Genomic DNA, 24,393 nt, shown 5'->3' on the forward strand with positions numbered 1-24,393 from the left:
AAGCACCAACCTGCTTTAAAGCCGCCAAACACAGGCTTATTAAAGTGCATTAGCAGATGGCAAATGATATCAACAGGCATAGCAGCCTAAAAAATAGGGACTGGCAGATTGCCTGTAATGAAATTAAAAACAAGTTGCAGGGCGAAAAAAATTTTTTTAAACCGCAATTTTTAGTTTTTGCACAGTCTGTCGTTGCTGCCATGGAAAACAAATGCCCGTAACAAAAAAATTAAAAAATATGCCAGTAATTCTTCCGGTAAAAGGTGTGATGCCCCTGATGGGCGACAATTGTTTTATTGCTCCCAACGCTACTATTGTTGGTGATGTTATAATGGGTAACGACTGCAGTGTGTGGTTTAATGCCGTGATACGTGGCGACGTTAACAGCATTCGCATGGGCAACAGAGTAAACGTACAGGATGGTGCTGTAATTCACTGTACATACCAGAAAACGAAAGCCATCATTGGAAATAATGTTAGCATTGGACACAATGCAATTGTACATGGATGCGTTATAGCTGATAATGTGCTGGTTGGCATGGGTGCTATTGTCATGGACAATGTTCAGGTAGGAAGCAATTGTATTATTGCTGCAGGGGCAGTAGTGCTTGAAAATACCATCATAGAACCAGGATGTATTTATGCAGGCATACCTGCAAAAAAAGTAAAAATGATCAGCGAAGAATTAATTAACGGAGAGATAAATAGGATTGCAGAAAATTACTTAATGTATAGCGGTTGGTTTAAAAATCCGGATGCCGCAGATATTAATGTTTAACTAATTAGATTATGAGAAAATTTTTATTTGCGGTAATAGTTTTTTCATTTTTATCCGGTGTAACTGGATGTTCGATATTTAAAAAAACAGAAAAATATGGTTGCCCAGGTAGCCCTCAACCGGGAGAATTGAGCAATGATCAAAAAATTGCCAAAGGCGAAAAAGTTAAGAAGTCGAATTATAAAGGTGGTAGAAAAATTTATTAACTCATTTTAAATAACCGATGCTTATTATTAGTAACCCAATATGTTTTTTATATTAATTTAACCCCAAACCCTAAACCCTCTACCCACATGTGTTATCATTTAAAAACTAAATTTGGCAATACCGAAGCCGTTATTGACGATAACTGCGGCATCTCCAAATTTTATGCTATCGCAGAAACTTTAGCCGCCGACCTGCAGATTAATTTTTTAAACCAGGTAGACGATAGTGAAACACTCGACTGGGATTTTCATTATAAAAATCATTTACTAACCCTGCATTACAATATTTTTAACGGAGTATCTATTTTTCCGCAACACATAAAAAGTGTACAGCAGGAAAATAATGCAGTGTTGGAAATTGCTCATTTTTTAGAGCACAAGGCGTACTGATTTTTAATGAAGTAGATTTTACTAATTATACGAATTTTACTATTTGAAATAATTATTATAATCCGTTTAAATCAGCGTGATCAATACGATTTTTCTTCCGTTTTATCAAGGATGGTGCAATAGCTAATGTATCGGTCTATGTGAATAATACCTGCTTCCACAGCGGCTTTTACAGCACAGCCAGGTTCATTGGTATGAATACAATTGTTGAACTGGCAATCGTTGATCAGTTGACGCATTTCAGGAAAATAGTGAGACAGTTCCTGCTTTGGAATATCAACCAGGCCTAATTCCCGTATGCCAGGTGTATCAATTACACGACCACCAAAAGGCAGGTTAAACATTTCTGCAAAAGTGGTGGTATGCAGGCCTTTGCCGCTCCAGCCGCTTACATCCTGCGTTTTTAATTGCAGCTCCGGAAAAATGGTATTGATGAAAGAAGATTTACCCACACCGCTGTGGCCGCTAAGCAAAGTCGTTTTGTCTTTCAATAAATCTTTTACGGCATCTACCCCTATATTTTTTTCAATACTCATGCCCATTACCTTGTAACCGATTGCTTCGTAAATTGATTTTACTTCCACAAATTTTTCCTGTTCCTTTTCTTTGTACAGGTCACTTTTATTAAACACTATTATAGAAGGAATGCGGTAGGCTTCCGAGGTAATTAAAAACCGATCGATAAAACCCTGCGAAGTTTTGGGATCTTTTAAAGTAGCAAATAAAAGCGACTGATCAATGTTGGATGCAATGATATGGTGCTTGTGTTTATTGGCAGGAGAAGTTCTTGTAATATAATTTCTGCGGTCATCAATTTCAGTAATAGTTACAGAACCTTCCAGTTCATTTTCTGCTGCGATGGTTACTACATCCCCCACCGCAATGGGGTTGGTGCTGGTTAACCCATCTATTTTAAACTTACCCAAAATACGGGCATTTAAAACGGCTCCTTCCTCGTTTTGCACTACATACCAACTGCCGGTACTTTTGTAAACTATTGCCTTCATTGTACACGAATTTCATCAATAAAAATGAATTAAAAAATTGTTTGCGTTCCGGCCTGAAAGCTAAAATTGAAGGTGGGAGCTTAACAGAGTTAAAAGTGGTACGTTGTAAAATTTTAACTGCTTGATTCAAAATATATATTTACTGTTCTGAAACTTATAAAAATTTGCCGGGATACAAAAATTTATTCCAGCGGATACCATTATCTTACCGCTTATCAATTTTTTATAAGCCGTTATTGATCCCATCAATAACGGCTTATATTTGTCTTTCAATTAAAACAAATATGAAAAAACAAATATTTTATTTTTTACTGATGACAACTACCATTTCGGCTACAGCCCAAAAAGTGGCCTACACCGAATATGATTTAAAAAACGGCTTGCATGTTATTTTACACCAGGATAAAACAGCCCCCGTGGTGGCAGTATCGGTGATGTATCATGTAGGCAGTAAGGATGAGCAACAGAATCGTACGGGGTTTGCTCATTTTTTTGAACATTTGCTTTTTGAAGGCAGCGACAATATTAAAAAGGGGGAGTTTATGAAAATTGTTAGCAGCAACGGCGGTCAAAACAATGCCAATACCTCACAGGACCGGACTTTTTATTACGAAGTGTTTCCCTCTAACCAATTGGCTACCGGAATATGGCTCGAAAGCGAGCGTATGATGCACCCGGTGATAAATGAAATAGGTGTAAAAACACAAAATGAAGTAGTTAAGGAAGAGAAAAGATTGCGGGTGGATAACCAGCCATATGGTAATTTTTTAAGTGAAATAATGAAACGCTTATTTACAAAGCATCCTTACAATTGGGTGCCCATTGGCAGTATGGCCGATTTAGATGCCGCTACGCTGGATGAATTTAAGGCTTTTAATAAAAAATATTATACCCCTAATAATGCGGTGCTGGTTATTGCCGGCGATATTGATATTGCAAAAACAAAAACGTTGATAGAAAATTATTTTGGTGATATTCCTGCTGGTGTTGCCATTACAAGAACTACCGCAAAAGAAGATCCGATAACCACTGAAATAATTGATACTGCTTATGATAACAATATACAGATACCAGCTATTTTAGCTGCGTACAGGGTGCCGGGCGAAACAGACAAAGATTCAAAAGTACTTGAAATGGCCAGTGCTGTATTAAGCCAGGGCAACAGCAGCCGCATGTTTAAAAAAATGGTAGATGACAAAAAGAATTCCCTGCAGGTAGGCTCCTTTAATTACTCGCTGGAAGACTATGGCGCTTATATTATTTATGCATTGCCTAACAACGAAACGCCGTTGGATACCCTGTTAAAAGATATGGATGAAGAAGTGGCAAAGCTTCAAAACGACCTCATCAGCGAAGCTGAATTTACCAAATTGCAAAACCAGTTTGAAAACGATTTTATCAGCAAAAATACCAGGATGCTTGGTGTGGCAGAAAACCTGGCCAGTGGATATACTTTTTATAAAAACACCAATAATATTAATACCGAGCTGGAGGATATAAGAAAAATAACCCGCCAGGATATCCGGGATGTTGCTAAAAAATACCTCAATAAAAATCAGCGGGTGGTGTTGTATTATTTACCTAAACAAAACCCCACAGTAACTGCTCCTCCTGCAAAATAAATTGAATACACACAGTAAAAATTATTTCATGAAAAAAGTAATCATAGTTGCATTAAGTATTGTTTTATTACAACACGGTTTTGCACAAATAAAAGTTGACAGATCAAAAAAACCAGCAGCAGGGCCAGCTCCTGCAATATCCATCAAAGATCCGGTAATATTTACCCTGCCCAACGGCATGACTGTTTTGGTGGTGGAAAACCATAAATTTCCAAAAGTCTCTGCATCATTAAATATTGATGCAGGCCCGATACTGGAGGGAAAAAGAACAGGTCTGGTAAATTTGATGGGACAGATGCTGGGAGAAGGAACCACCAATATGCCCAAAGATAAATTTGATGAAGCAGTGGATATCATTGGAGCTGAAGTGAGCCTCTATGCTTCTGGTGGCTCAGCCAGCGCCCTGACAAGGTATTTTGAAAAAGCATTTAATTTAATGGCTGATGGCTTAAAAAATCCTGCGTTTCCCCAGGCATCTTTTGATAAGTTAAAATCGCTTACCATTACTGGTTTAAAATCAAATGAAAAAAGTGCGCCTGCGATTGCGGCAAGAGTTAATGCCGCGTTAAGCTATGGTAAACAAACTGCCATGGGCGAGTTTACCACCGAAGAAACAGTAAAAGGTCTTATCTTAAAAGATGTAAAAGATGCCTATAAAAATTACATCACTCCATCCCGCTCTTACTTAACTTTTGTTGGAGACATTACACCCGCTGCTGCAAAAGAACTAACTACCAAAGCGTTTGGCAGATGGTCAGGAAAAAAACTTAGCCTGCCTGTTATTCCATTGGTAAAAAACCCAGCTAAAACAGAAATTGATTTTGTTGATGTGCCTACCGCTGTACAGGGAGAATTAAACGTTGGCAATCTGGTAAGTAACCCAATGAACAATAAGGATTACCATGCGTTGCTGGTAGCCAATCAAATATTGGGTGGCGGGGCAGAAAGTAAATTATTTATGAACCTGCGGGAAAAGCATGGTTTTACTTATGGCAGTTATTCCAGAATAGGCAGTGGTCGTTTTCAAAGCCTGTTTACGGCAAGTGCCGCTGTAAGGTCTGATAAAGTGGATAGTGCCACCGCTGAAATTTTTAGTGAAATTTTAAACATGAGGGATGGAAAAATTACCCAGGAAGAACTGGATATTGCCAAGGCAAAATACAATGGCTCCTTTGCACTTGGTATGGAAGACCCTTCCCGTACTGCTACCTATGCATCCAATATTCTTATTAATAATTTACCCAAAGATTTTTACAAAACTTTCCTGCAAAAGATAAACAGTGTTTCTTTAAATGATTTAAAAAGAGTGTCAGGTATCTATTTTAATGAAAACCATTCCAGGATTGTAATTGCCGGAAACGGCTCCGTTATTTTACCCAAATTGATGAGGTTGGGTTATCCGGTTAAAAAATTCGACCGCTATGCAAACCCCGTAATTGATAAAGCGGCAGATGTAAAAGGAATAGAAACAGCTAAAAATACCAATAGTATTTCCGCATCAGAAATTATTGAAACTTATTTAAAAGCCATTGGTGGTAAAGATGAAGTTAAAAAAGTAACCAGCATGTCTTCGGTTATTGGTCTTGATATGATGGGCCGTTCATTTGAAGGCGTGGAAAAGAAAATGAACCCCGGCATGCAGATGCTGGAACTAAAAATGGGCACCATGACGGTGATGAAAATGGTCTTCAATGGTACCTCTGGCTTTCAGCAACAAGGACCACAAAAGAAAGATTTATCCGAAAAAGAAATCAAGGAAGCCCAGGATGATAAAGGAGTGATTCCACAATTGTATTACATTACCGATGGCGCTTATAAAACCGATTATCTGGGAACAGGTAAAGTGGATGATGAAGATACCTATCGTTTAAAAGTAGTAATGCCAAGCGGCAGAACCTCTATCCAGGAATATTCTGTAAAAACCGGGTTGCTGTTAAAAGAAGAAACAACTTCAATACAGGAAGGCGCGGATATACCCATGACCATTGAGTATAAAAATTATAAAAAAACCGGTGCCTTGTTATTGCCAACAGAAATAACCAGGAATGCAGGTGGTCAGGAAATTCCTTTTAAGTACAAAGAAATAAAATTAAATGAAGGCGTAACTGACGCTGACTTTAAATAAAACTACCCCACGATTTTAAAAAATTCATTCCGTAAAAAGAATGGATTTTTTTTTATTTTTTAATTTTAGTTTTTTCAACACCAGCCATTGCTGCAATTAACCATAGGTATACATTACTACCTTTAACAAAAAAATAGGCATTATATTCGCTACATCAATTTTGAATTAATTTTATTTGCCATTAAACTTTAAATCATGGAAACAGCAAAACCCCAAATATTATTGTGTGAAGACGATACCAACCTTGGTATGGTTTTAAAAAATTACCTTGAACTGAATGATTACGAAGTGGTATTGGAAAGAGACGGCCGTCTTGGTCTGGCCGCGTTTCAGCGGGAAAAATTCGATATTTGTTTATTGGATGTAATGATGCCCAATATGGATGGGTTTACTTTGGCAGAAGAAATACGCGATATCAATCCTGATGTTCCGTTGTTTTTCTTATCGGCCAAAACCATGAAGGAGGACATTATACAAGGGTATAAATTAGGGGCAGATGATTACATTACGAAGCCATTTGACAGTGAAGTTTTACTGTTAAAAATAAAAGCAATTTTAAAGAGGAATGAAGAAATGCACCGGGAAGAAGTGAATGCAGAATTTGATATGGGTAAGTATCATTTTAACCCGCGTTTACGTGAACTGATTTATGAAGGCAAAGTGCAAACATTGTCACCAAAAGAAAATGAGTTATTAAAAATGTTATGCGAATATAAAAATGACCTGTTGCAAAGAGAGATTGCGTTAAAGAAAATATGGGGCAGCGATACGTATTTTAATGGCCGCAGCATGGATGTGTACATTGCAAAACTGCGTAAATATTTAAAGGAAGACAGTACCATCGAAATAGTAAATATTCATGGTAACGGGTTTAGGTTGGTAGCAGCGTAAAACGTATCATATTGACTTTATCAACTTTGCCAAAGTTTTAAACTTTGGCAAAGTTGTTTTTAAATCTTCTTAAAATAACGAACCGGCAATACCGCTATTGGGCAACACTCTTCCAAGATGCTGATATGCCTTAGCGGTCGCTTCCCGTCCTCTTGCAGTGCGCTGTAAAAAACCCTCCTGTATCAAAAAAGGTTCATACACTTCTTCCAGTGTGCCCGGCTCTTCGCCAACGGCTGTTGCAATGGTAGTTATACCCACCGGCCCGCCTTTAAATTTGTCGATGATGGCACTTAAAATACGGTTGTCCATTTCATCCAATCCATGCTCATCTACATTCAATGCTTTTAGGGAATGCTGCGTAATACCAATATCAATGATGTCATCATTCAGCACCTGTGCAAAATCCCTTACTCTTCTTAAAAGTCCATTGGCAATACGCGGCGTTCCCCGGCTGCGACGTGCAATTTCATCTGCGGCAGCGGCGGAAATACTGGTATTTAATATGCCGGCAGAACGAAGTATAATTTTCTGCAACGTGGCAGCATTGTAATACTCCAGTCTTGATTTAATACCAAAGCGTGACAGCAGCGGCGCTGTTAATAAACCACTGCGGGTAGTGGCGCCAATCAGAGTAAAAGGATTTAAATTGATTTGTACGCTCCTTGCATTGGGACCGCTGTCAATCATAATGTCAATCCGGTAATCTTCCATGGCCGCATACAAATATTCCTCTACCACATTGCTCAGGCGATGTATTTCATCAATAAATAATACATCGTTGGGCTCCAGATTGGTTAACAGTCCTGCCAGGTCACCGGGCTTTTCAATTACGGGGCCACTGGTTTCTTTAATAGCTACCCCCAACTCGTTGGCTACTATTCTGCTGAGAGTTGTTTTACCCAAACCGGGCGGTCCGTGAAATAAAATATGATCCAGGGCCTCCCCTCTTATTTTTGCTGCCTTTATAAATATCCGCAGATTTTCAATGGTTTGGGGCTGACCGCTAAAATCGGCCATTTCGCTGGGCCGGATATTATTTTCAAATTCTTTTTCCGCAGGGCTCAATGCTTCGCCATCCTTATTTAAATTGGAGTTTGCCATGTTGTAAAAATAATCAATTAACCAATGAAGAAAGATGGTAATTTTCACTTCCGGTTTTTAGTGAACCTATGCACATCAACTCCTAAAGCGCTAAAAATATTGACCATATAAATTCGTTCTGTTTTAAAATAACCCGAGGTGTTTGTCAGTGTATATTTTTTTATTTTAATTTTATAGTCATCTCTACCTTATGTCCATCACCCTTCCTTCGGTTGTTGCATTATCGATACCTGAAAAGTGCGGGTCATCTTCTTTTGCACCGGTGATTACTTTTGCACCTGCAGGCATTTTTTTAAGTGGGATACAAATGCACGCTGACTTTTTTTAAGAAAGAGCTATTTTTACTACAACATCTCCAATTGTATCTGTATAACTGCTCAACTTGAAACTGACTGCCGAAAAAGCTTTGCAGATAGCAATAACATTTTTAACTATTTTGAAACTGCGGTATCAATCTTTGAACTGTTGGATACAAAACCAATACGGGTGAATTGAAACCAATTGCGTTTAACAGTATCAATTGTTACCGCAGTGTTTTATAAAAAATTTGAACAGTGTGTTTTCTATCAAATTTGCTGTTAATATAACCGTACCGTTTGGCAAATCAAAACAACCATTTTGCACAGGTCATAAACATAATTACCACTGTTATCCACCTTGCCGGTAACTGCCGGCAAGGTTACTTCTACCGTTTTCTCTTTTGTTATTGTTTTCGAAGTCCGTATTGTTATTTTATTTGCCGTGTACCGCTTCTGTCTCCAGATAAATACCGGGCAGCAGCGGCGGATAATACCAGTAACAATATTGGTAAAAACCATTTTTAACCATTACTTTTTGGTTCCACAGCTTCTTCAATTATAGTAGATAACGTAATTTTTACTTTTTATTTTTGAACTGATTTAACCTGGTTTTATATTTAACTTTATGAACAAGGTTACGAACCGTTTTTAAAAAAACCAGCAGGCATGCTTAATTTAATAGTAGTTGTTAGCCTTTTACATCATCATATCGCCATTAATAAAAAAACTGCGTTAGTGGCACAAAAGGAATTGGTAAGTTTGTATTGTTATGCTAAATAAAATTCCTAAATATTGGATTTGTCAGATTGCCGGGTGGGGAACCAGCCTTGCCGTATCCACCTTCTTTTATTTAACTTTATCAGTAAGAAAGGTTGATCATTTTTTACTGCTTATTACCATCAGTGTGCTGCTGGGAATTATCGTTACCCACCTGATGCGGATGGTTATCAGGGAATACAATGTGTTAAATAAAACGCTGCAAACACAAATCATTTCTTTTGTTATTTTAACGCTGTTATTTGCTGTAGTGTATGCCTGTGCTGATGTAGCGATAGAAAATGTTTTTAATTTGAGAGATATGGGTGGGCCCAAAATTTCTTTGTCCAATGAAATAGCACGTACTGCCATCAACAATTTTTTCCTGCTTTTTATTTGGAATCTTATTTATTTTACTTATCACTATGTAGAACGCAACCGGCGCCACGAAGTAGATACTTTAAAACTACAATCAGTAGTAAAAGAGCTGGAACTTAAAACAATTAAATCGCACATCAATCCGCATTTTATTTTTAATGCCTTAAACAGCATACGTGCACTGGTAGATGAAAACCCTACCCGTGCAAGAACCGCCATTACAGAACTGAGCAATATTTTACGCAGCAGCATGCAGGCCGAAAAATTAGAAACGGTGCCGCTGGAAAGAGAACTGAACATTGTAAAAGATTACCTGGCATTGGAAAAAATGCGTTTTGAAGAAAGGCTTACTATTGAAATGGAAATTGATGAAGATACGCTGGGCCAGCCTGTACCACCAATGATGTTGCAGACACTTGTAGAAAATGCTATTAAACATGGCATCAGTAAAAAAATAAGTGGTGGAACTATTAAGGTAATTTCTGATTTTGTAAACGACCATCATGAATTGGTTGTACAAAATTCCGGTCAGTTAAATAGTTCTATTAACGAAGATGGTTTTGGAGTCAAAAGTACTCAATATAGGCTTAATTTGTTGTACCAGGGCAAAGCAACTTTTGAAATTAAAAATATAAATTCTGATATGGTAGAATCCAGGATCACTATGCCTGTAGCTGCTATTGTGAATATAAACTAATAAAACCATTTTATGCACAGAGCAATTATTATTGACGATGAACGATTGGCAAGAAATGAATTAAAAAAATTATTGCTTGAATTTCCGGATGTGGAAGTAATTGATGAAGCTGCAAACGCAGCTGAAGGTATTGAAAAAATTGATGCCCTTAGTCCCGACCTAATTTTTTTAGATATACAAATGCCAGGCAAAACCGGTTTTGATATGTTGACAGAACTGGACAAAGCACCGCATGTAATTTTTACAACGGCTTATGATGAGTATGCGCTGAAAGCATTTGAGGTAAATGCACTGGATTATTTAATGAAACCTATTGAGCCAAAAAGACTTGCTGAAGCTATACAAAAATTACAACAGGCAGAAGAAAAAGAACTGGCCGCTAACCAGGCATTTAACCGTGGAATGCTTACAGAAAACGACCAGGTATTTGTAAAAGATGGCGAACGTTGCTGGTTTGTAAAATTATCGGAAGTACGTTTGTTTGAAAGTGTGGGCAATTACGCCAAAGTTTTTTTTGCAGGCAACAAACCGCTGATTTTAAAATCGCTGAATGCGCTGGAAGAAAGGCTGGATGAAAAAATATTTTTTAGAGCCAACCGCAAACACATCGTAAACATGCGGATGATAGAAAAAATTGAACCCTATTTTAACGGCGGTTTATTGTTGGAATTGAGAGGGGGCGAAAAAGTAGAAGTAAGCAGAAGGCAGGCCGTAAAGTTTAAAGAAATGATGAGTTTATAAAATATCTAAACAGGTAAAAATCATATAACAGTTATTCCTGCGCTGTGCACGGCTGCGGCCATTTCTTTTATCAGTGAAACATCTTTTTCAATGGCATTGCCAACTACAATGATATCAGCACCTGCCCTGCAGTTAAGATAAACTTTTTCGGGTTCGGTAATGCCGCCGCCAATAATCAAAGGAACCTCAATCGACCGGGCCACTTTTTCTATCATGCTCTCGCTGATGGGGCGCATGGCTCCGCTGCCTGCATCCATATAAATTAGTTTCATGCCCAGCATTTCGCCGGCCATAGCAGTACACATGGCTATTTCATTTTTATCTGCCGGCAAAGGGCTTGCGTTGGAAATGTAAGAAACCGTTGTTGGCGCCCCCCCATCAACCACCATGTAACCGGTCGACATAATTTCGAGTCCGCTCTTTTTTACAACGGGAGCAGATACTACATGCTGGCCAATCAATAACTCAGGATTGCGTCCGCTTATTAAAGAAAGATACAATAAGGCATCTGCATACTTACTAATTTGCGCCGTGCTGCCGGGAAACAAAATGGCAGGAATTGTACAATTTTTTTTAATCAACAGAAGGCATTCATCCAGGTAATTAGAAATCACCAGACTGCCACCTACCAAAAAATAATCTACTTTGGCAGATACTGCCAATGCAATCAATTGTTCCAGATTTTCTTCATTAATCTTATCAGGATCAATTAAAACAGCAAATGATTTTTTGCCCAGCCGCTTGCGCTCCGTAAATGAATGATATATACCTTTTAGCATCAACTCTTTATTCGTTACCCTGCAAATGTAAAAATTTTTAGTCTTAATAAAATAAAGATTACAAATGAATGTTTTAACACCGCACTATTTGCATAAATAGGGTAAATTTGATAATGGATATTGCCGTAGAAATAAAATTTAAAACCGCCCGCAGTGGCGGTAAAGGCGGCCAAAATGTAAACAAGGTAGAAACTATGGTGGAGGGTTACTGGAACATGGCAGTTTCTGCCTTACTAAACGATGATCAAAAAGAATTACTTGCATTTAAACTGGTAAATAAGATAAATGCGGATGGCAACCTGCTGGTTAAAAGCCAGAAAGAACGCAGCCAGTTGGGCAATAAACTGCTGGTAATTGAAAAAATGAATGTACTTGTTACAAAAGCATTGATCGTTGCAAAAAAAAGAAAACCAACTAAACCGAATAAAGCTGCAAAGGAAAAAAGAATCAGTACCAAAAAGAAAGCAGGCGAGATAAAACAAACCCGGATGAAAGTTAAATTGTAAGCTATGAAAACAGGTTTACGTTTTTTTGTTTTGTGTTTTGTGTTATTAGATTTACTGACAGGTTCTGCTAAAAGCCAGTCTCAGCAAAAAAAAGGCAATGTAAAAATTACTTTTATCAATTGCATGGGCAATCAAACCATGTCATTGGATTCTACTTATACCAATTGCTGGAACGAAAGTTTTACAATTTCTCAGTTAAAATATTATATCAGCAATATTGCTTTGCAAACAAGTGATCATAGAGTGACAGGGGAACAGAACAGTTATCACCTGGTAAATGAAGCTGAAAATTTTTCAAAAAGTTTTTCTTTTTATCTCTCCCCTGATAAGTATACTTCCATTTCTTTTTTAATTGGTGTTGATAGCCTTAAAAATGTAAGCGGTGCACAAACGGATGCGTTGGATCCATTAAACGGAATGTTCTGGACTTGGAACAGCGGTTATATCATGTTTAAAATGGAAGGTAACTCGCCACAATCCTCCGCTATAAATAATAAAATAGAATATCATATTGGCGGTTTTGCCTGGGCTGATAATACAGTTAAAAAGATGGTAATTAATTTTCCTGGTGCCCCGGTTTCCTTAAACAAGAAAAATATTACCGAAATAATCATCCGCACCAATCTGGACAAATTTTGGAACGCAACCAATAAACTTAAAATTACCCAAACACCTGTTTGTACCACACCGGGCGTATTGGCTGCCCATATTGCGTCAAACTATGCACAAGCGTTTGAAATAGTAAAAATTATTCAGCAATAAAGATAGCGGCAACCTATGTTGAAGATAAAAATTATAATATCCATGTTGCTGACGGTTTTTATTGCCAGCGCTTTTATATACCATCAACCGCCACATAAACTTACCTATTTACAACTGGTAATGCCCAAAGGCTGGCCAAAACCACCCACCAATATTTTTGCTTCCAATCCATTGACTGAAGAAGGTTTTCAACTGGGCCGTAAATTATTTTATGATACCGGATTAAGTAAGGATAGCAATTTTTCCTGTGCCGGTTGTCACCAGCAGTTTGCTGCTTTTGCCACGTACGATCATGATTTCAGCCATGGTTTTAACAACAGCTTTACCAACAGAAATGCACCAGGCCTTTTTAATCTTGCGTGGCAAAAAGAGCTGCATTGGGATGGTGGTATTAACCATATTGAAGTGCAGCCCTTATCACCACTTACTGCGGTCAACGAAATGGCGGCTTCGATTCCGGAAATATTGAGGAAGCTAAAAGCTGACACTGCTTATATCCGCCTTTTTAAAAATGCTTTTGCAGATGGTATCATCAACAGCCAGCGTTTACTGAAAGCACTGGCGCAATTTACGGGCAGCATACAATCTTACAACAGCAAATACGACAAAGTAAAACGCGGTGAAGCTGTTTTAACGATCAGTGAAGCAGCTGGCTATCAAACATTTTTAAGAAGCTGCAACAGTTGCCACAAAGAGCCCCTGTTTACCGATAATTCATTTCGCAATAACGGACTTTCATTAAATGTGAAACTGATGGATAAGGGCAGAATGGGCATAACCGGCAATCCTGGGGATTCATTAAAATTTAAAGTGCCCAGCCTGAGAAATGTTTCTCTCACATTTCCCTACATGCACGATGGCAGGTTTGTGAGCATGGGTAAAGTAATTGACCATTACCGCAATGGTATTGATACTACCCAACCTTTATTGGATAAGCTGCTTAAAAAGAGGATTCTAATTTCTAACCAGGAAAAGGTTGATCTGATTGCTTTTTTGTTAACCTTAAAAGATGATGTAATGACCCATGATGCCAGATTTAAGCAACCAGATTAACGGTTAGGATCTCCTTTATACCAGCGGAAGATAAACCATGCAAAAGAAAAAAAAGCGGGAATTCCCAATAAGGAAGGGACCGCTTTCATAAAATCGGTCATTTTAATTTTAGCATCAGTAACAGCCCGGTCTATAAAAACATTATTGAGTGCAAATCCAAATAACGCCGTTGTCCAGCTTAGCAATAAAACAGGAAAAAGAATGCCGGCGTCCACCTTGTCTTTACTCCATATAAATACCTTAAAGCTAGCAGGCAATAAAAAAACAATACACAACAAAGTGCAGGAAATTACACTTAGCCACAAAGAATATCTCCAGAATTTCATAAGATTAAACGGAATAATTAATTAAAATATACCTGCAATTCTTGTATTGCATATATACAACGAATTACATAAAAAATTATTGCTTTCGTTTATCCTTCAGCGTTTGTAATATAAGCTGCTGTTTGTCCGATTCCGTTTTTTGTGCTGCCTGCTTTTTTAAATTATCAGCTATATCATTTTCAAGTTTTGCCTTTTTCTTCAGCAAATCGTCACCGGTTCCTGTCAGGTTTGTCAAACTTTTTGCTGACTTTTTTACTGCCGCATCCTGGTCTGCAATTTGTTGGTCAAGATCATAAGCTGCAACCCTGCCGGTAAGGCCCTCCAGGTAAGTTTTTCCATTGTTGATTAAAGTTGAATTGGTAGTATCCCCAATAAAATGATCGTAACCAGAAGACATAAGCATGGTAACTGTTGTGGCATCTTTTTCCTTCTTGTTTTTTCTACCAGTTTTAAAATACAAGTCATAAGTATCGGCACCAAGTTCTGGTAAACGTACCCCTTTAAAAATCAGGTACCCTTTTGTATCTTTTCCTTTATACCCCAGTTTTTGAAAGTATTCATCAATTGATTTACTCACAGTTTTTTCGGGAAACGGAACATCATATTCAATGGCTGGTTGTTGGGTTTTTTGATACTCGGCGGTAACAAGCCTTGATTGAGAAATACCATATGCAAACAGCACTATTGCAATTCCTGAGAGGAAAATTTTTTTCATAAACAGTTTAAATTTTTATAAAGATACAACTCTAAAAAAAATTATACGTTCCCTCGGAAATAAAAAAGCCTCGCTAAATTGCTATCTGTTTTTAGAAATTTACAGTATGAATATTTAAGCTGAAAAATATACAATAGCCCGTTAATTAAAATTTATACAAGTAAATTTGTTGCTAAACAATTTGTAATTGAGTAATATTAAAAAATTAGCATCGCAAACAATGTGGTATGGGCTTAGTTCTATCGCAGCCCGGTTTATCAATAACCTGCTTACACCCTATCTTACTTATGCAGATAATATTACAACGGCCGATTATGGTATCCAGGCCCTGGTATACTCGGCCATTCCTTTACTAAACATTATATTTACTTACGGTTTTGAAACTACCTATTTTCGTTTTTCTTCCAAAGAAGAAAATAAAACAACTATTTACAGCACCTCGTTTCTCTCACTGTTTTTTTCTACCATGCTGTTTACATCCCTGCTTTGGCTTAGCCGGGATATGTTTGGCAAAATAATAGGTATGGGCAACTATCCTGAAATAATTAAGCTGGCCATTTTAATTATAGCTGTAGATGCATTAAGCAGGATACCATTGGCCAGGTTAAGACAGGAAGGAAGACCGAAAAAATATGCTTTTGTAATGATTGCAGGTATTTGCTTTAATATTTTTTTTACCTGGTTTTTTGTAGGTTATTGCTCACATGCTGTAAAACAAAACCCTGATAGCTGGGTAAGTCTTTTTTATAACTCAAAAACAAATCCTATTTACTATGTCGTACTCTCAAACCTGATACAGTCCGTAGTTACACTATTATTACTCTCCTCCGAAATAGCACAGGTTCGTTTAAAATTTGATGGCAGGTTATGGAAGCAAATGATGATCTATTCGCTGCCATTGATCATTGTAGGTATGGGTGGTATGGTAAACGAAACCTTTGACAGGTTAATGCTAAAATGGTGGTTACCCGGAGATGCGTTGACTAAAAATACCCAGGTGGGTATTTACAGTGCCTGTTATAAAATATCTATCCTCATCACTTTGTTTATCAATGCTTTTCGCATGGGTGCTGAGCCCTTTTTTTTTAAACAGGCCGAAGGTGAAAACCCACAGCGTGTTTTTGCACGGGTGATGAAATTTTTTGTGATCATCATTTGCATGATGTTTCTGGCAGTAAGTTTATACATGCCCGTTTGGAAACATTTTATCGGGCCCCGTTACTGGGCTGGTTTAAGCGTTGTACCCATCCTGCTGCTGGCCAATATGTTTATTGGAATTTATTACAACTTAAGTGTATGGTATAAACTAAGCAACAAAACTTCTGCCGGTGCATGGATCACGGTTGGCGGTGCGCTTATCACCACCACTATTAATTTTTTATTTATACCACGGTTTGGTTATATGGCATGTGCATGGGCTACCTTTTTTTGCTATGGCAGTATGATGGCTGCCTCTTTTTTATGGGGACAAAAAGAATACCGCATACCCTATGCCTGGAAAAAACTAACTGCCTACATGTTAATTGTAGTAGTACTTTTTTTTATACACCAAGGCATTACAGCCATCTGGCCCAACATGGTTTTTAGTTTAACCATTGCTACAATTTTAACCGGTTTTTATTGCTGGTTTATTGGCAATGTAGAAAAAAACGAATTGCCTCAGTTGCCTTTTATAGGGAAATATTTTAAAAAATAAGTATTTTCAATCAATGCAAAAACTGCTTCAAAAAATATTCAGGCCGTTTTTTATCTGGCTGGCAAACAGGTTTGGTTCCGATCCAAAAAAGGAGGACGTATTTAAATCGCTGGGCAAACTATACAATACCATCACTACCAAAAAACGCCGCTCAGGCATTGTGCTGGACATTAACCTGGCAACCGACAATTTCATCATTTTCAGCGATCAGCACAAAGGAAATAAAGATTGGGCGGATGACTTTAAAACCAATGAGCATAATTATATTACCGCACTGCAGCATTATCACCAGCAGGGCTTTCATTTTATCAATTTGGGAGATGCTGAAGAATTATGGAAATATATTCCTGACCAGGTGATTCCCCAAAACCAGGCGGCGCTGAAAGCAGAAGCAAATTTTCAGGCCGGTAATAAATATTACCGAACTTTTGGCAACCATGATCTGTTATGGAAAAGCAACCTGGATGTTCAGTTACATTTAAAAAATATTTTTCAGATGCCCTTAGCAGTGTATGAAGGAATTGTTTTAAGAACATTTACTGGAAGCGGGAAAAAACTCAACATTTTTTTAACACATGGCCACCAGGGCGATAAAATGAGTGACAACAACCGCTTTAGCACCTGGATTGTGGCCCATATCTGGTCGCCCATTCAACGGTTTTTAGAGATTAATATTAACACCCCGGCCAATGATTTTTACCTGCGGGATAAACACAATAAACTAATGTATGAATGGAGTAGCCGTAAAAAAAATTTGCTACTGATTACCGGCCATACCCATAAGCCAGTTTTTGCATCCGGAAAATATGCTACTGATAAAGAACACGGGATTAATGTTATTGAAACTACAGGAACATTAAAACCGGGCTATTTTAATTCTGGCTGCTGTTGTTTCAATGATGGCGATATTACGGGAATTGAAATAGCCAGTGGCTTTATCAGGCTGGTTAAGTGGCACAGTGAAAACAATATCCCTGACCGAACAGTACTGGAAGAAAAAAAGCTGGACGAAATTGTACAGCAATTGTAAGCAACACGAATTAATGTATACCGATGCAATTATGTAAAATTGATGCTGACATATCCTTAGCTTTAAATTGCAAACTTAAATTTGAAAAAATGTTTTAATATTTTATATTTGTCTATCATTTTAATAGACTAACAACTTTTCCATTAAAAAACCTCCTTTAATTTCAGGCATTAATTTTTGGGTATATGGAATTCAATGGCAGATTACAATTTACAGATATTCAAAAAAAGCTTATCGGTAATCTCTAATTCGACCGATCTCAATTACAGGTAAACAAATAACTATTTTATAATCATACTTAAAAAAGAGCAATCATGAACCAACCACTTCATTTCGACACCTTGCAGTTACATGCAGGCCAGCAAATAGATTCAGCCACCAATTCTAGGGCAGTACCTATTTATCAAACCACTTCATATGCATTTAAGAATACGGAACATGCCGCTAACCTTTTTGGGCTAAAAGAATTTGGCAATATTTATTCGCGGATTATGAATCCAACATCAGATGTGTTTGAACAACGAATAGCGGCACTGGAAGGTGGTGTGGCGGCGGGGGCTACCGCCTCGGGTATGGCTGCACAGTTTCTCGCACTTAATAACATTTTGCAGGCTGGCGATAATTTTATTTCAACAACCTTTTTATATGGCGGTACCCACAACCAGTTTAAGGTTGCTTTTAAACGTTTGGGTATTGAAGCCAGGTTTGCTGATGGAGATAATGTGGAAAGTTTTGTAAAACACATTGATAAAAATACAAAGGCGATTTACCTCGAAACAATTGGCAATCCCAAATTAAATATTCCCGATTTTGAAAAGTTTGCAGCCCTGGCAAAAGAATATGATTTGCCATTGGTTGTTGACAATACATTTGGCACGGGAGGCTACCTGTTTCGTCCGCTGGAGCATGGTGCAAACGTAGTAGTTGAGTCGGCTACAAAGTGGATTGGAGGCCATGGCACTTCTATTGGCGGTGTAATTGTTGATGGAGGAAATTATAACTGGGGCAACGGTAAATTTCCACAGTTTACTGAACCAAGCGAAGGCTACCATGGTTTAAAATTTTGGGAAGTATTTGGTGAAGGTAATCCGCTTGGTTTACCCAATATTGCTTTTGCCATACGTGCAAGAGTAGAAGGCCTGCGGGACTTTGGCCCTTCACAAAGTCCGTTCAATTCCTTCCTTTTATTACAGGGTATTGAGACGTTAAGCCTTCGGGTACAGCGCCATGTGGACAATGCGCTGGCAATGGCAGAATGGCTGGAGCAACATCCATCAGTAGAGTTTGTAGATTACCCCGGATTGCAAAGCAGCCCATATAATGCATTGGCAAAAAAATACCTGCGCAATGGCTTTGGCGGTATATTAAATTTTGGCGTAAAAGGTGGTAAGGAGAATGCGGAAAAATTTATTAACTCCCTAAAACTCGTTAGCCATCTTGCCAATGTAGGCGATGCTAAATCACTGGCAATCCATCCGGCGTCCACTACACACGACCAGTTAAGCGCAGAAGAACAAACGGCCTCCGGTGTATTGCCTAATCAGGTACGCATCAGCGTGGGAATTGAACATATTGAAGATATTAAAGCAGATTTTGAACAGGCATTTGCAGCAGTATTTTCCAGCGAAATGGTTGCATAAAAATGTTTAGTAAAGTAGAACAGACAAACAAGATATAATCAACGGAATGGCAGAAATATTCAAACATACAAGTCCCTTCAAGCTGGAATCGGGCATTACTTTAATGCAGTACCAGCTTGCGTATACAACGCATGGAAATCTTAATAAAAACAAGGACAATGTAGTCTGGATATTTCATGCCCTTACTGCAAACAGCGACGTAACGGAATGGTGGCCCGGTTTAACAGGCCAGGGGAAATTATTTGATCCTGCCATCCATTTTATTATTTGCGTAAACATCCCAGGCAGCTGTTACGGAAGCATTGGTCCGCTGGAGATTAATTCTGCCACCAATAAACCCTGGTATCATGATTTTCCTTTTTTCACCATTCGGGATATGATTCGTGCTTACCAGCCATTAAAAGATTATCTCGGTATAGAAAGTATATACATCGGCATTGGTGGTTCAATGGGTGGCCAGCAATTATTGGAATGGGCTATTGAAGAACCCACCGTGTTTAAGCACATCATATTACTTGCCACCAATGCGGTCCATTCCCCCTGGGGAATAGCATTTAATGCAACGCAGCGGCATGCTATTGAAACAGATTCTACATGGAAAGAAAGTAACGAAAAAGCAGGCCTGCAGGGAATGATGGTTGCCAGGCAAATAGCACTGCTCAGTTACAGAAATTACAATACCTATAATTTGGGCCAGACAGAGGATACAAACGAAAAAATTTCTCATTTTAAAAGTGCTTCTTATCAGCAATACCAGGGAACAAAACTGGCAAAACGTTTCAACGCCTTCAGCTATTATTTTTTAAGCAAAGGGATGGATGCCCATAATGTTGGACGAAAAAGAAATACCGTACCTGAGGCTTTGCAGCAGGTAAAGGCAAAAACTTTGGTGATCAGTATTAGTTCTGATATTTTATTTCCTCCAACGGAACAGGAATTTATAGCCCGGTACATTAACGGTGCGGTTTATAAAGACATCCATTCAACCTTTGGGCATGATGGATTTCTGCTGGAGTTTGATCAGATTCACCTGGCAATAACCCAGTTTCTTGCTGATTCAGAAACAGGCCGGATTATACCAGTTGCGGCTACCGCAAATATGGATATGTACTTATAAATCTTTGAACGTACAGGCAATTTTTTTGCTTAAAATATATGTCGTACATTTGTCCACTATTTAAGTAGACTATAAATGAAAGCAACAAATACCGGCAGCTATTTGAAGATACTATTCCATTCTGCGGTTAATCCTTATCCACTTACAACAGCATACAACCAACAGCATAACAATGCACGATCTTTAAACTTATGCACTGCAATGTTTTGCTGGTGGCAAAAAAAATAAACTTATCCTATGCGCTTACTTTTTTTATTTACTTCCCTTTTTTCAACCATATTTACCGCTGCACAGCCCGGCAGCTGGGTAGCTCAAATACACCGTACTGATGGCAACAATATTCATTTTACATTTGACTGGAAAACAGAAAAGGGTGCACCTGTATGGTATATAAAAAATGCAGGTGAAACCATTCGTGTTGACAATATTCAACAGACCGGAGACTCACTGATTGTACAGATGCCCGTGTTCGAATCTCAGTTCAGAGTTTCCCTTGTCAATAAAAAAATCAGCGGCGTATGGGTGAAAAGGGGTGCTGAAAAAACACAAGCCCTGGTGTTTTCTGCAGCACCTGGCAACAACCGGTTCACTACCAAGGCTGTTGCTGCTAAAAACATATCAGGCCGCTGGGCGGTTACATTTGGGAATGGAGAAAATGCAGAAGCATCGGTAGGTGAATTTGTGCAAAAGGGCAGCCACATTACCGGCACTTTTTTAACAGCAACCGGAGATTATCGTTACCAGGAGGGCATTGTAACGAAGGATAGTGTTTTACTATCTGGCTTTGACGGAGGCCATGCCTATTTTTTTAGAGCACTTATAGCTGATGCCAATACCATTACTGGAGGGGTTTTTTATGCAGGTGGCACCAGCCAGGAGAAATGGACCGCCGTGAAAAATAACAACGCAAAACTGTCAACTGAACCGGCAGCCATGTTTGTAAAACCCGGCCAGGAAAAGCTGAATTTCACTTTTAAAAACCTGGAAGGTCAGCCAGTTTCAATCAACGACGACCGGTTTAAAAATAAAGTGGTTATTATACAACTCATGGGAAGCTGGTGCCCCAATTGCATGGACGAAACCGCCTTTTTAAGTGACTATTACAACAAAAATAAACAGCGGGGTATAGAAATTATTGCTCTGGCGTATGAGTATACAACCAATTGGGAAAGATCCATCAGCAGCCTTAAAAAATTTAAACAACGCTTTAATGTACAATATACAATCTTAAATACAGAAGTTACCGTAGGCGATAGTTTGCACACTGAAAAAACCTTACCGCAGGTAACACAGATAAAAACATTTCCATCAACAATCATCATTGACAAAAAAGGAAAGATACGGAAACTAGATACCGAATTCAATGGACCCGCCACCGGTGCACATTATACCGTGTATAAAAAAGATTTTGAACATACAGTGGATGAACTGTTGCGAGAAAACTAATTACCACAAAAAAAATTAAAAAAACCGTTATGGCAAATAATACTGTTGTATGCCCCGTAGATTTTGTATCCGTCAATGAAAACAAAGCAAGGCTAACCGCGGGGTTGGTGGTAATACTTACTTCGCTGTATATACTTACTAAACTGTGGCTCATACCTTTATTTTTATTATTCGATTTTTTTGCCCGGGGATTTAATCTTCCTTCGTATAGCCTTTTGAATATTATTAGTGACAAACTGGTTGCCATTTTTTCTATCGGAAATAAACCAACCGACCGGGCACCAAAAAGATTTGCAGCTAAAATTGGTTTCCTGTTTTCTTTAGCAGTCATTGTTTGTGTTGCCCTTGGTTTAAAAAATACAGCCATTATCCTGGCAATTGTTTTAGTAACATTTGCCTTGCTGGAATCTGGATTTGGCTTTTGTGCTGGCTGCCATGTGTATGGCTTTTATTCAAAATTTTTAAAGAAAAAAAGTTGAGTTGATATAGTATTATTCCCTATTATTTTCAACGCTTTACTTACAGTTGTAAAGACAAAAATCAGTTTCATCCTCGAAAATTAGTACAAAATAAAATAGGGACTTTCAGATAAGTTCATTCATTTATTTAACATGAATCAATATCTTCTTTTGAAAGAAGCCATTGAAAAAGGTAATATTATTTCTGTTACTGCAGCACATACAGAACTGCCCTGCGGAGAAGATATCGACCTGGATCTTAATTCAATCATCGTTTATAAAAAGAGCGATCAGCCTTTTAATGCAGTGCTGACATAGCCCTGCATTAAAAGGCTGTACCCGGGTGCAGGAAAATTAGAAAGGATGAGCACCGCCGTATTGAATTATTCATTAAAATGTAATAATTGATAAGGATACGGTGACTGATTTTGTAAAAGGTATTTCACCCACCAATTATCAAAGCCAGCTATCCGCTTTAGAAGCATTAATAAAAACTGCCCCGTCATTAATAGAAAATTATATTGTAGTATATCTCCATAAAGACGGGTTATGGGATTTCGCTAACAAAAGCCAGATACAAGGTTCAACACACTTTAACCATTTTTTGAGTGATACAAAAATGGTTGACAACAGGAACAACAATCGCTAATTGTTTTTGCAGAATAACTCCAGACGACATCAAACAATTAAAGGAATTAGCTGTTTAAGGTGCTGTTTCAACAAGATTAAACCGATGCGTCTTTCAAATAGATAATAATATTTATAAAAATAAAAAATTATGGCACTACTTTTTCAGCAGCTTACGATAAGAGATATTCAGTTAAAAAACAGGATTGCCGTTTCACCCATGTGCGAATACTCATCTACTGATGGATTTGCCAATGACTGGCACCTGGTGCACCTTGGCAGCCGGGCAGTTGGTGGAGCCGGATTAATAATTGTGGAAGCCACTGCGGTTTCACCGGAAGGAAGAATTTCTCCGGGTGACTTAGGGATATGGAAAGATGAACACATCAGTTTCTTACAACGCATCACTACTTTTATTGAATCGCAGGGTTCGGTACCAGCGATACAACTGGCGCATGCAGGCCGTAAGGCTAGTCACCATGTTCCCTGGAAAGGAAATAAATCGCTGACCGCTGAAGAAGATGCATGGCAAACCCTGGCACCAAGTGCCGTACCGCACACTGCAGGAGAACCTTTGCCTAAAGCAATGACTACAGAAGATATTGAGCAACTGAAAAATGATTTTAGTTCAGCCACTAAACGTGCACTGGAAGCAGGTTTTAAGGTAATCGAATTGCATGCTGCCCATGGATATTTATTCAACGAATTTTTGTCGTCACTGAGCAATTTCCGTACAGACGAATACGGCGGTAGTTTTGAGAATAGGATACGTTTGCTGTTGGAAATAGCAACAGACACCCGTAAAATAATGGGCGAAGCATTGCCGCTGTTTGTACGGATATCTGCAACGGATTGGGTTGCCGGAGGTTGGACGGGAGAAGATTCAGTACAACTATCCAACAGGTTAAAGGAGGTGGGTGTAGACTTAATAGATTGCTCATCCGGAGGAAATTCGCCCGATCAAAAAATTCCTGTGGGACCCATGTACCAGGTATCTTTTGCAGAAAAAATAAAAAAAGAAACCAGCCTGTTAACCGCTGCCGTTGGCCTTATTACCACAGCAGCGGAAGCAGAAAATATATTAAGTAATGGCCAGGCCGACCTGATTATTTTAGCCCGTCAGTTTTTAAGAGACCCCTATTTTCCATTGCATGCCGCCAAAGAACTGGGTGTTGATATTCCGTGGCCAAAGCAGTATGACCGGGCAAAAAGGTAAATGCTGTTTAAATTTACGGCGGTTATAATGT

General features: G+C 38.4%; 24 protein-coding genes and 1 pseudogene. 20 read left to right on the forward strand and 5 right to left on the reverse strand.

Translation table 11 applies throughout. The annotated features are described in order from the left end of the window. Nucleotides 1-238: 238 nt before the first annotated feature. The 3 genes from H7254_RS00340 (at nucleotide 239) to H7254_RS00350 (ending at nucleotide 1,374) form a co-directional block, all read left to right on the forward strand. Nucleotides 239-778, forward strand: coding sequence for a gamma carbonic anhydrase family protein (locus H7254_RS00340; protein ID WP_301922483.1), 540 nt, complete (start codon nucleotides 239-241; stop codon nucleotides 776-778). Between the two features lie 11 nt (nucleotides 779-789). After that, complete coding sequence (locus H7254_RS00345) at nucleotides 790-984, forward strand: hypothetical protein (RefSeq protein ID WP_301922484.1); 195 nt, start codon at nucleotides 790-792, stop codon at nucleotides 982-984. Nucleotides 985-1,071: 87 nt separating this feature from the next. Beyond that, the gene (locus tag H7254_RS00350) at nucleotides 1,072-1,374 is read left to right on the forward strand and encodes a hypothetical protein (protein ID WP_301931077.1); all 303 of its coding nucleotides are present in this window, start codon (nucleotides 1,072-1,074) and stop codon (nucleotides 1,372-1,374) included. Nucleotides 1,375-1,454: 80 nt separating this feature from the next. Here the strand turns inward: H7254_RS00350 and rsgA are convergent, their stop codons facing one another. Continuing rightward, nucleotides 1,455-2,381, reverse strand: coding sequence for a ribosome small subunit-dependent GTPase A (gene rsgA, locus H7254_RS00355; protein ID WP_301931078.1), 927 nt, complete (start codon nucleotides 2,379-2,381; stop codon nucleotides 1,455-1,457). A gap of 284 nt (nucleotides 2,382-2,665) precedes the next feature. Between rsgA and H7254_RS00360 the strand changes: the two genes are divergently transcribed. The 3 genes from H7254_RS00360 to H7254_RS00370 all read left to right on the forward strand — a co-directional run bounded on the left by H7254_RS00360 (nucleotide 2,666) and on the right by H7254_RS00370 (nucleotide 7,019). Further along, a complete protein-coding gene (locus H7254_RS00360; RefSeq protein WP_301931079.1) occupies nucleotides 2,666-4,003 on the forward strand; it encodes a pitrilysin family protein in 1,338 nt (445 codons plus the stop codon). 28 nt (nucleotides 4,004-4,031) lie between these two features. Beyond that, nucleotides 4,032-6,128 carry a pitrilysin family protein gene (locus tag H7254_RS00365; protein WP_301931080.1) on the forward strand — a complete coding sequence of 699 codons (2,097 nt, stop codon included), beginning with the start codon at nucleotides 4,032-4,034 and terminating at the stop codon, nucleotides 6,126-6,128. Nucleotides 6,129-6,323: 195 nt separating this feature from the next. Beyond that, a complete protein-coding gene (locus H7254_RS00370; RefSeq protein WP_301922489.1) occupies nucleotides 6,324-7,019 on the forward strand; it encodes a response regulator transcription factor in 696 nt (231 codons plus the stop codon). Nucleotides 7,020-7,088: 69 nt separating this feature from the next. On the opposite strand, the gene ruvB is transcribed toward H7254_RS00370, so the two are convergent. Beyond that, the gene (gene ruvB / locus H7254_RS00375; protein WP_367875406.1) at nucleotides 7,089-8,120 is read right to left on the reverse strand and encodes a Holliday junction branch migration DNA helicase RuvB; all 1,032 of its coding nucleotides are present in this window, start codon (nucleotides 8,118-8,120) and stop codon (nucleotides 7,089-7,091) included. Between the two features lie 1,068 nt (nucleotides 8,121-9,188). Between ruvB and H7254_RS00380 the strand changes: the two genes are divergently transcribed. Continuing rightward, nucleotides 9,189-10,250, forward strand: a complete 1,062-nt coding sequence (locus H7254_RS00380; protein WP_301931082.1) for a sensor histidine kinase — start codon at nucleotides 9,189-9,191, stop codon at nucleotides 10,248-10,250. A gap of 12 nt (nucleotides 10,251-10,262) precedes the next feature. After that, entirely contained in the window at nucleotides 10,263-10,991 is a 729-nt protein-coding gene (locus tag H7254_RS00385) for a LytTR family DNA-binding domain-containing protein (RefSeq protein WP_301931083.1), read from the forward strand. Nucleotides 10,992-11,011: 20 nt separating this feature from the next. Here the strand turns inward: H7254_RS00385 and H7254_RS00390 are convergent, their stop codons facing one another. Further along, the gene (locus H7254_RS00390) at nucleotides 11,012-11,770 is read right to left on the reverse strand and encodes a geranylgeranylglyceryl/heptaprenylglyceryl phosphate synthase (protein WP_301931084.1); all 759 of its coding nucleotides are present in this window, start codon (nucleotides 11,768-11,770) and stop codon (nucleotides 11,012-11,014) included. 104 nt (nucleotides 11,771-11,874) lie between these two features. On the opposite strand from H7254_RS00390, the pseudogene arfB reads away from it, so the two are divergent. The 3 genes and pseudogenes from arfB to H7254_RS00405 form a co-directional block, all read left to right on the forward strand. Beyond that, nucleotides 11,875-12,276: pseudogene (gene arfB, locus H7254_RS00395) on the forward strand (alternative ribosome rescue aminoacyl-tRNA hydrolase ArfB); the annotation flags it as partial. 3 nt (nucleotides 12,277-12,279) lie between these two features. Next, nucleotides 12,280-13,038 (forward strand): MbnP family protein, encoded by a 759-nt coding sequence (locus H7254_RS00400; RefSeq protein ID WP_301931086.1) that lies wholly within the window; start codon nucleotides 12,280-12,282, stop codon nucleotides 13,036-13,038. Between the two features lie 15 nt (nucleotides 13,039-13,053). Then, nucleotides 13,054-14,091: a cytochrome-c peroxidase gene (locus H7254_RS00405; RefSeq protein ID WP_301931087.1), complete on the forward strand. Its 1,038-nt coding sequence runs from the start codon at nucleotides 13,054-13,056 to the stop codon at nucleotides 14,089-14,091. Here the strand turns inward: H7254_RS00405 and H7254_RS00410 are convergent. Together H7254_RS00410 and H7254_RS00415 are read right to left on the reverse strand one after the other, a co-directional pair. Next, nucleotides 14,088-14,417 carry a hypothetical protein gene (locus H7254_RS00410; RefSeq protein WP_301931088.1) on the reverse strand — a complete coding sequence of 110 codons (330 nt, stop codon included), beginning with the start codon at nucleotides 14,415-14,417 and terminating at the stop codon, nucleotides 14,088-14,090. The genes H7254_RS00405 and H7254_RS00410 overlap by 4 nt on opposite strands. A gap of 76 nt (nucleotides 14,418-14,493) precedes the next feature. Beyond that, on the reverse strand, nucleotides 14,494-15,132 hold the full coding sequence (locus H7254_RS00415) for a hypothetical protein (RefSeq protein WP_301931089.1): 639 nt from the start codon (nucleotides 15,130-15,132) through the stop codon (nucleotides 14,494-14,496). A 187-nt stretch (nucleotides 15,133-15,319) separates the two neighbouring features. Here H7254_RS00415 and H7254_RS00420 point away from each other — a divergent pair, with 187 nt between their 5' ends. The 9 genes from H7254_RS00420 to H7254_RS00460 all read left to right on the forward strand — a co-directional run bounded on the left by H7254_RS00420 (nucleotide 15,320) and on the right by H7254_RS00460 (nucleotide 24,362). Beyond that, nucleotides 15,320-16,828: a lipopolysaccharide biosynthesis protein gene (locus tag H7254_RS00420; protein WP_301931090.1), complete on the forward strand. Its 1,509-nt coding sequence runs from the start codon at nucleotides 15,320-15,322 to the stop codon at nucleotides 16,826-16,828. Nucleotides 16,829-16,841: 13 nt separating this feature from the next. Continuing rightward, the gene (locus tag H7254_RS00425; protein WP_301931091.1) at nucleotides 16,842-17,858 is read left to right on the forward strand and encodes a metallophosphoesterase; all 1,017 of its coding nucleotides are present in this window, start codon (nucleotides 16,842-16,844) and stop codon (nucleotides 17,856-17,858) included. 314 nt (nucleotides 17,859-18,172) lie between these two features. Beyond that, the gene (locus H7254_RS00430; RefSeq protein ID WP_301931092.1) at nucleotides 18,173-19,498 is read left to right on the forward strand and encodes an O-acetylhomoserine aminocarboxypropyltransferase/cysteine synthase family protein; all 1,326 of its coding nucleotides are present in this window, start codon (nucleotides 18,173-18,175) and stop codon (nucleotides 19,496-19,498) included. A gap of 46 nt (nucleotides 19,499-19,544) precedes the next feature. After that, a complete protein-coding gene (gene metX / locus H7254_RS00435; RefSeq protein ID WP_301931093.1) occupies nucleotides 19,545-20,615 on the forward strand; it encodes a homoserine O-acetyltransferase in 1,071 nt (356 codons plus the stop codon). A gap of 237 nt (nucleotides 20,616-20,852) precedes the next feature. Then, nucleotides 20,853-22,061: a peroxiredoxin gene (locus tag H7254_RS00440; protein ID WP_301931094.1), complete on the forward strand. Its 1,209-nt coding sequence runs from the start codon at nucleotides 20,853-20,855 to the stop codon at nucleotides 22,059-22,061. 29 nt (nucleotides 22,062-22,090) lie between these two features. Next, complete coding sequence (locus H7254_RS00445; protein WP_301931095.1) at nucleotides 22,091-22,540, forward strand: DUF4395 domain-containing protein; 450 nt, start codon at nucleotides 22,091-22,093, stop codon at nucleotides 22,538-22,540. 132 nt (nucleotides 22,541-22,672) lie between these two features. After that, on the forward strand, nucleotides 22,673-22,837 hold the full coding sequence (locus H7254_RS00450) for a hypothetical protein (RefSeq protein ID WP_301931096.1): 165 nt from the start codon (nucleotides 22,673-22,675) through the stop codon (nucleotides 22,835-22,837). A 100-nt stretch (nucleotides 22,838-22,937) separates the two neighbouring features. Next, nucleotides 22,938-23,168: a hypothetical protein gene (locus H7254_RS00455; protein ID WP_301931097.1), complete on the forward strand. Its 231-nt coding sequence runs from the start codon at nucleotides 22,938-22,940 to the stop codon at nucleotides 23,166-23,168. A 129-nt stretch (nucleotides 23,169-23,297) separates the two neighbouring features. Then, nucleotides 23,298-24,362 carry an NADH:flavin oxidoreductase/NADH oxidase gene (locus tag H7254_RS00460; protein ID WP_301931098.1) on the forward strand — a complete coding sequence of 355 codons (1,065 nt, stop codon included), beginning with the start codon at nucleotides 23,298-23,300 and terminating at the stop codon, nucleotides 24,360-24,362. Nucleotides 24,363-24,393 lie beyond the last annotated feature (31 nt).

Origin of the sequence: Ferruginibacter sp. (genome assembly GCF_014377975.1) — a bacterium.
In the GTDB taxonomy this organism is placed as follows: domain Bacteria; phylum Bacteroidota; class Bacteroidia; order Chitinophagales; family Chitinophagaceae; genus Ferruginibacter.

Bases quoted from the DNA above. Each gene is read 5' to 3' on its own strand.
- H7254_RS00340 (WP_301922483.1), top strand. From the start codon at position 239: ATGCCAGTAATTCTTCCGGTAAAAGGTGTGATGCCCCTGATGGGCGAC.
- H7254_RS00345 (WP_301922484.1), top strand. From the start codon at position 790: ATGAGAAAATTTTTATTTGCGGTAATAGTTTTTTCATTTTTATCCGGT.
- H7254_RS00350 (WP_301931077.1), top strand. From the start codon at position 1,072: ATGTGTTATCATTTAAAAACTAAATTTGGCAATACCGAAGCCGTTATT.
- rsgA (WP_301931078.1), bottom strand. From the start codon at position 2,381: ATGAAGGCAATAGTTTACAAAAGTACCGGCAGTTGGTATGTAGTGCAA.
- H7254_RS00360 (WP_301931079.1), top strand. From the start codon at position 2,666: ATGAAAAAACAAATATTTTATTTTTTACTGATGACAACTACCATTTCG.
- H7254_RS00365 (WP_301931080.1), top strand. From the start codon at position 4,032: ATGAAAAAAGTAATCATAGTTGCATTAAGTATTGTTTTATTACAACAC.
- H7254_RS00370 (WP_301922489.1), top strand. From the start codon at position 6,324: ATGGAAACAGCAAAACCCCAAATATTATTGTGTGAAGACGATACCAAC.
- ruvB (WP_367875406.1), bottom strand. From the start codon at position 8,120: ATGGCAAACTCCAATTTAAATAAGGATGGCGAAGCATTGAGCCCTGCG.
- H7254_RS00380 (WP_301931082.1), top strand. From the start codon at position 9,189: ATGCTAAATAAAATTCCTAAATATTGGATTTGTCAGATTGCCGGGTGG.
- H7254_RS00385 (WP_301931083.1), top strand. From the start codon at position 10,263: ATGCACAGAGCAATTATTATTGACGATGAACGATTGGCAAGAAATGAA.
- H7254_RS00390 (WP_301931084.1), bottom strand. From the start codon at position 11,770: ATGCTAAAAGGTATATATCATTCATTTACGGAGCGCAAGCGGCTGGGC.
- H7254_RS00400 (WP_301931086.1), top strand. From the start codon at position 12,280: ATGAAAACAGGTTTACGTTTTTTTGTTTTGTGTTTTGTGTTATTAGAT.
- H7254_RS00405 (WP_301931087.1), top strand. From the start codon at position 13,054: ATGTTGAAGATAAAAATTATAATATCCATGTTGCTGACGGTTTTTATT.
- H7254_RS00410 (WP_301931088.1), bottom strand. From the start codon at position 14,417: ATGAAATTCTGGAGATATTCTTTGTGGCTAAGTGTAATTTCCTGCACT.
- H7254_RS00415 (WP_301931089.1), bottom strand. From the start codon at position 15,132: ATGAAAAAAATTTTCCTCTCAGGAATTGCAATAGTGCTGTTTGCATAT.
- H7254_RS00425 (WP_301931091.1), top strand. From the start codon at position 16,842: ATGCAAAAACTGCTTCAAAAAATATTCAGGCCGTTTTTTATCTGGCTG.
- H7254_RS00430 (WP_301931092.1), top strand. From the start codon at position 18,173: ATGAACCAACCACTTCATTTCGACACCTTGCAGTTACATGCAGGCCAG.
- metX (WP_301931093.1), top strand. From the start codon at position 19,545: ATGGCAGAAATATTCAAACATACAAGTCCCTTCAAGCTGGAATCGGGC.
- H7254_RS00440 (WP_301931094.1), top strand. From the start codon at position 20,853: ATGCGCTTACTTTTTTTATTTACTTCCCTTTTTTCAACCATATTTACC.
- H7254_RS00445 (WP_301931095.1), top strand. From the start codon at position 22,091: ATGGCAAATAATACTGTTGTATGCCCCGTAGATTTTGTATCCGTCAAT.
- H7254_RS00450 (WP_301931096.1), top strand. From the start codon at position 22,673: ATGAATCAATATCTTCTTTTGAAAGAAGCCATTGAAAAAGGTAATATT.
- H7254_RS00460 (WP_301931098.1), top strand. From the start codon at position 23,298: ATGGCACTACTTTTTCAGCAGCTTACGATAAGAGATATTCAGTTAAAA.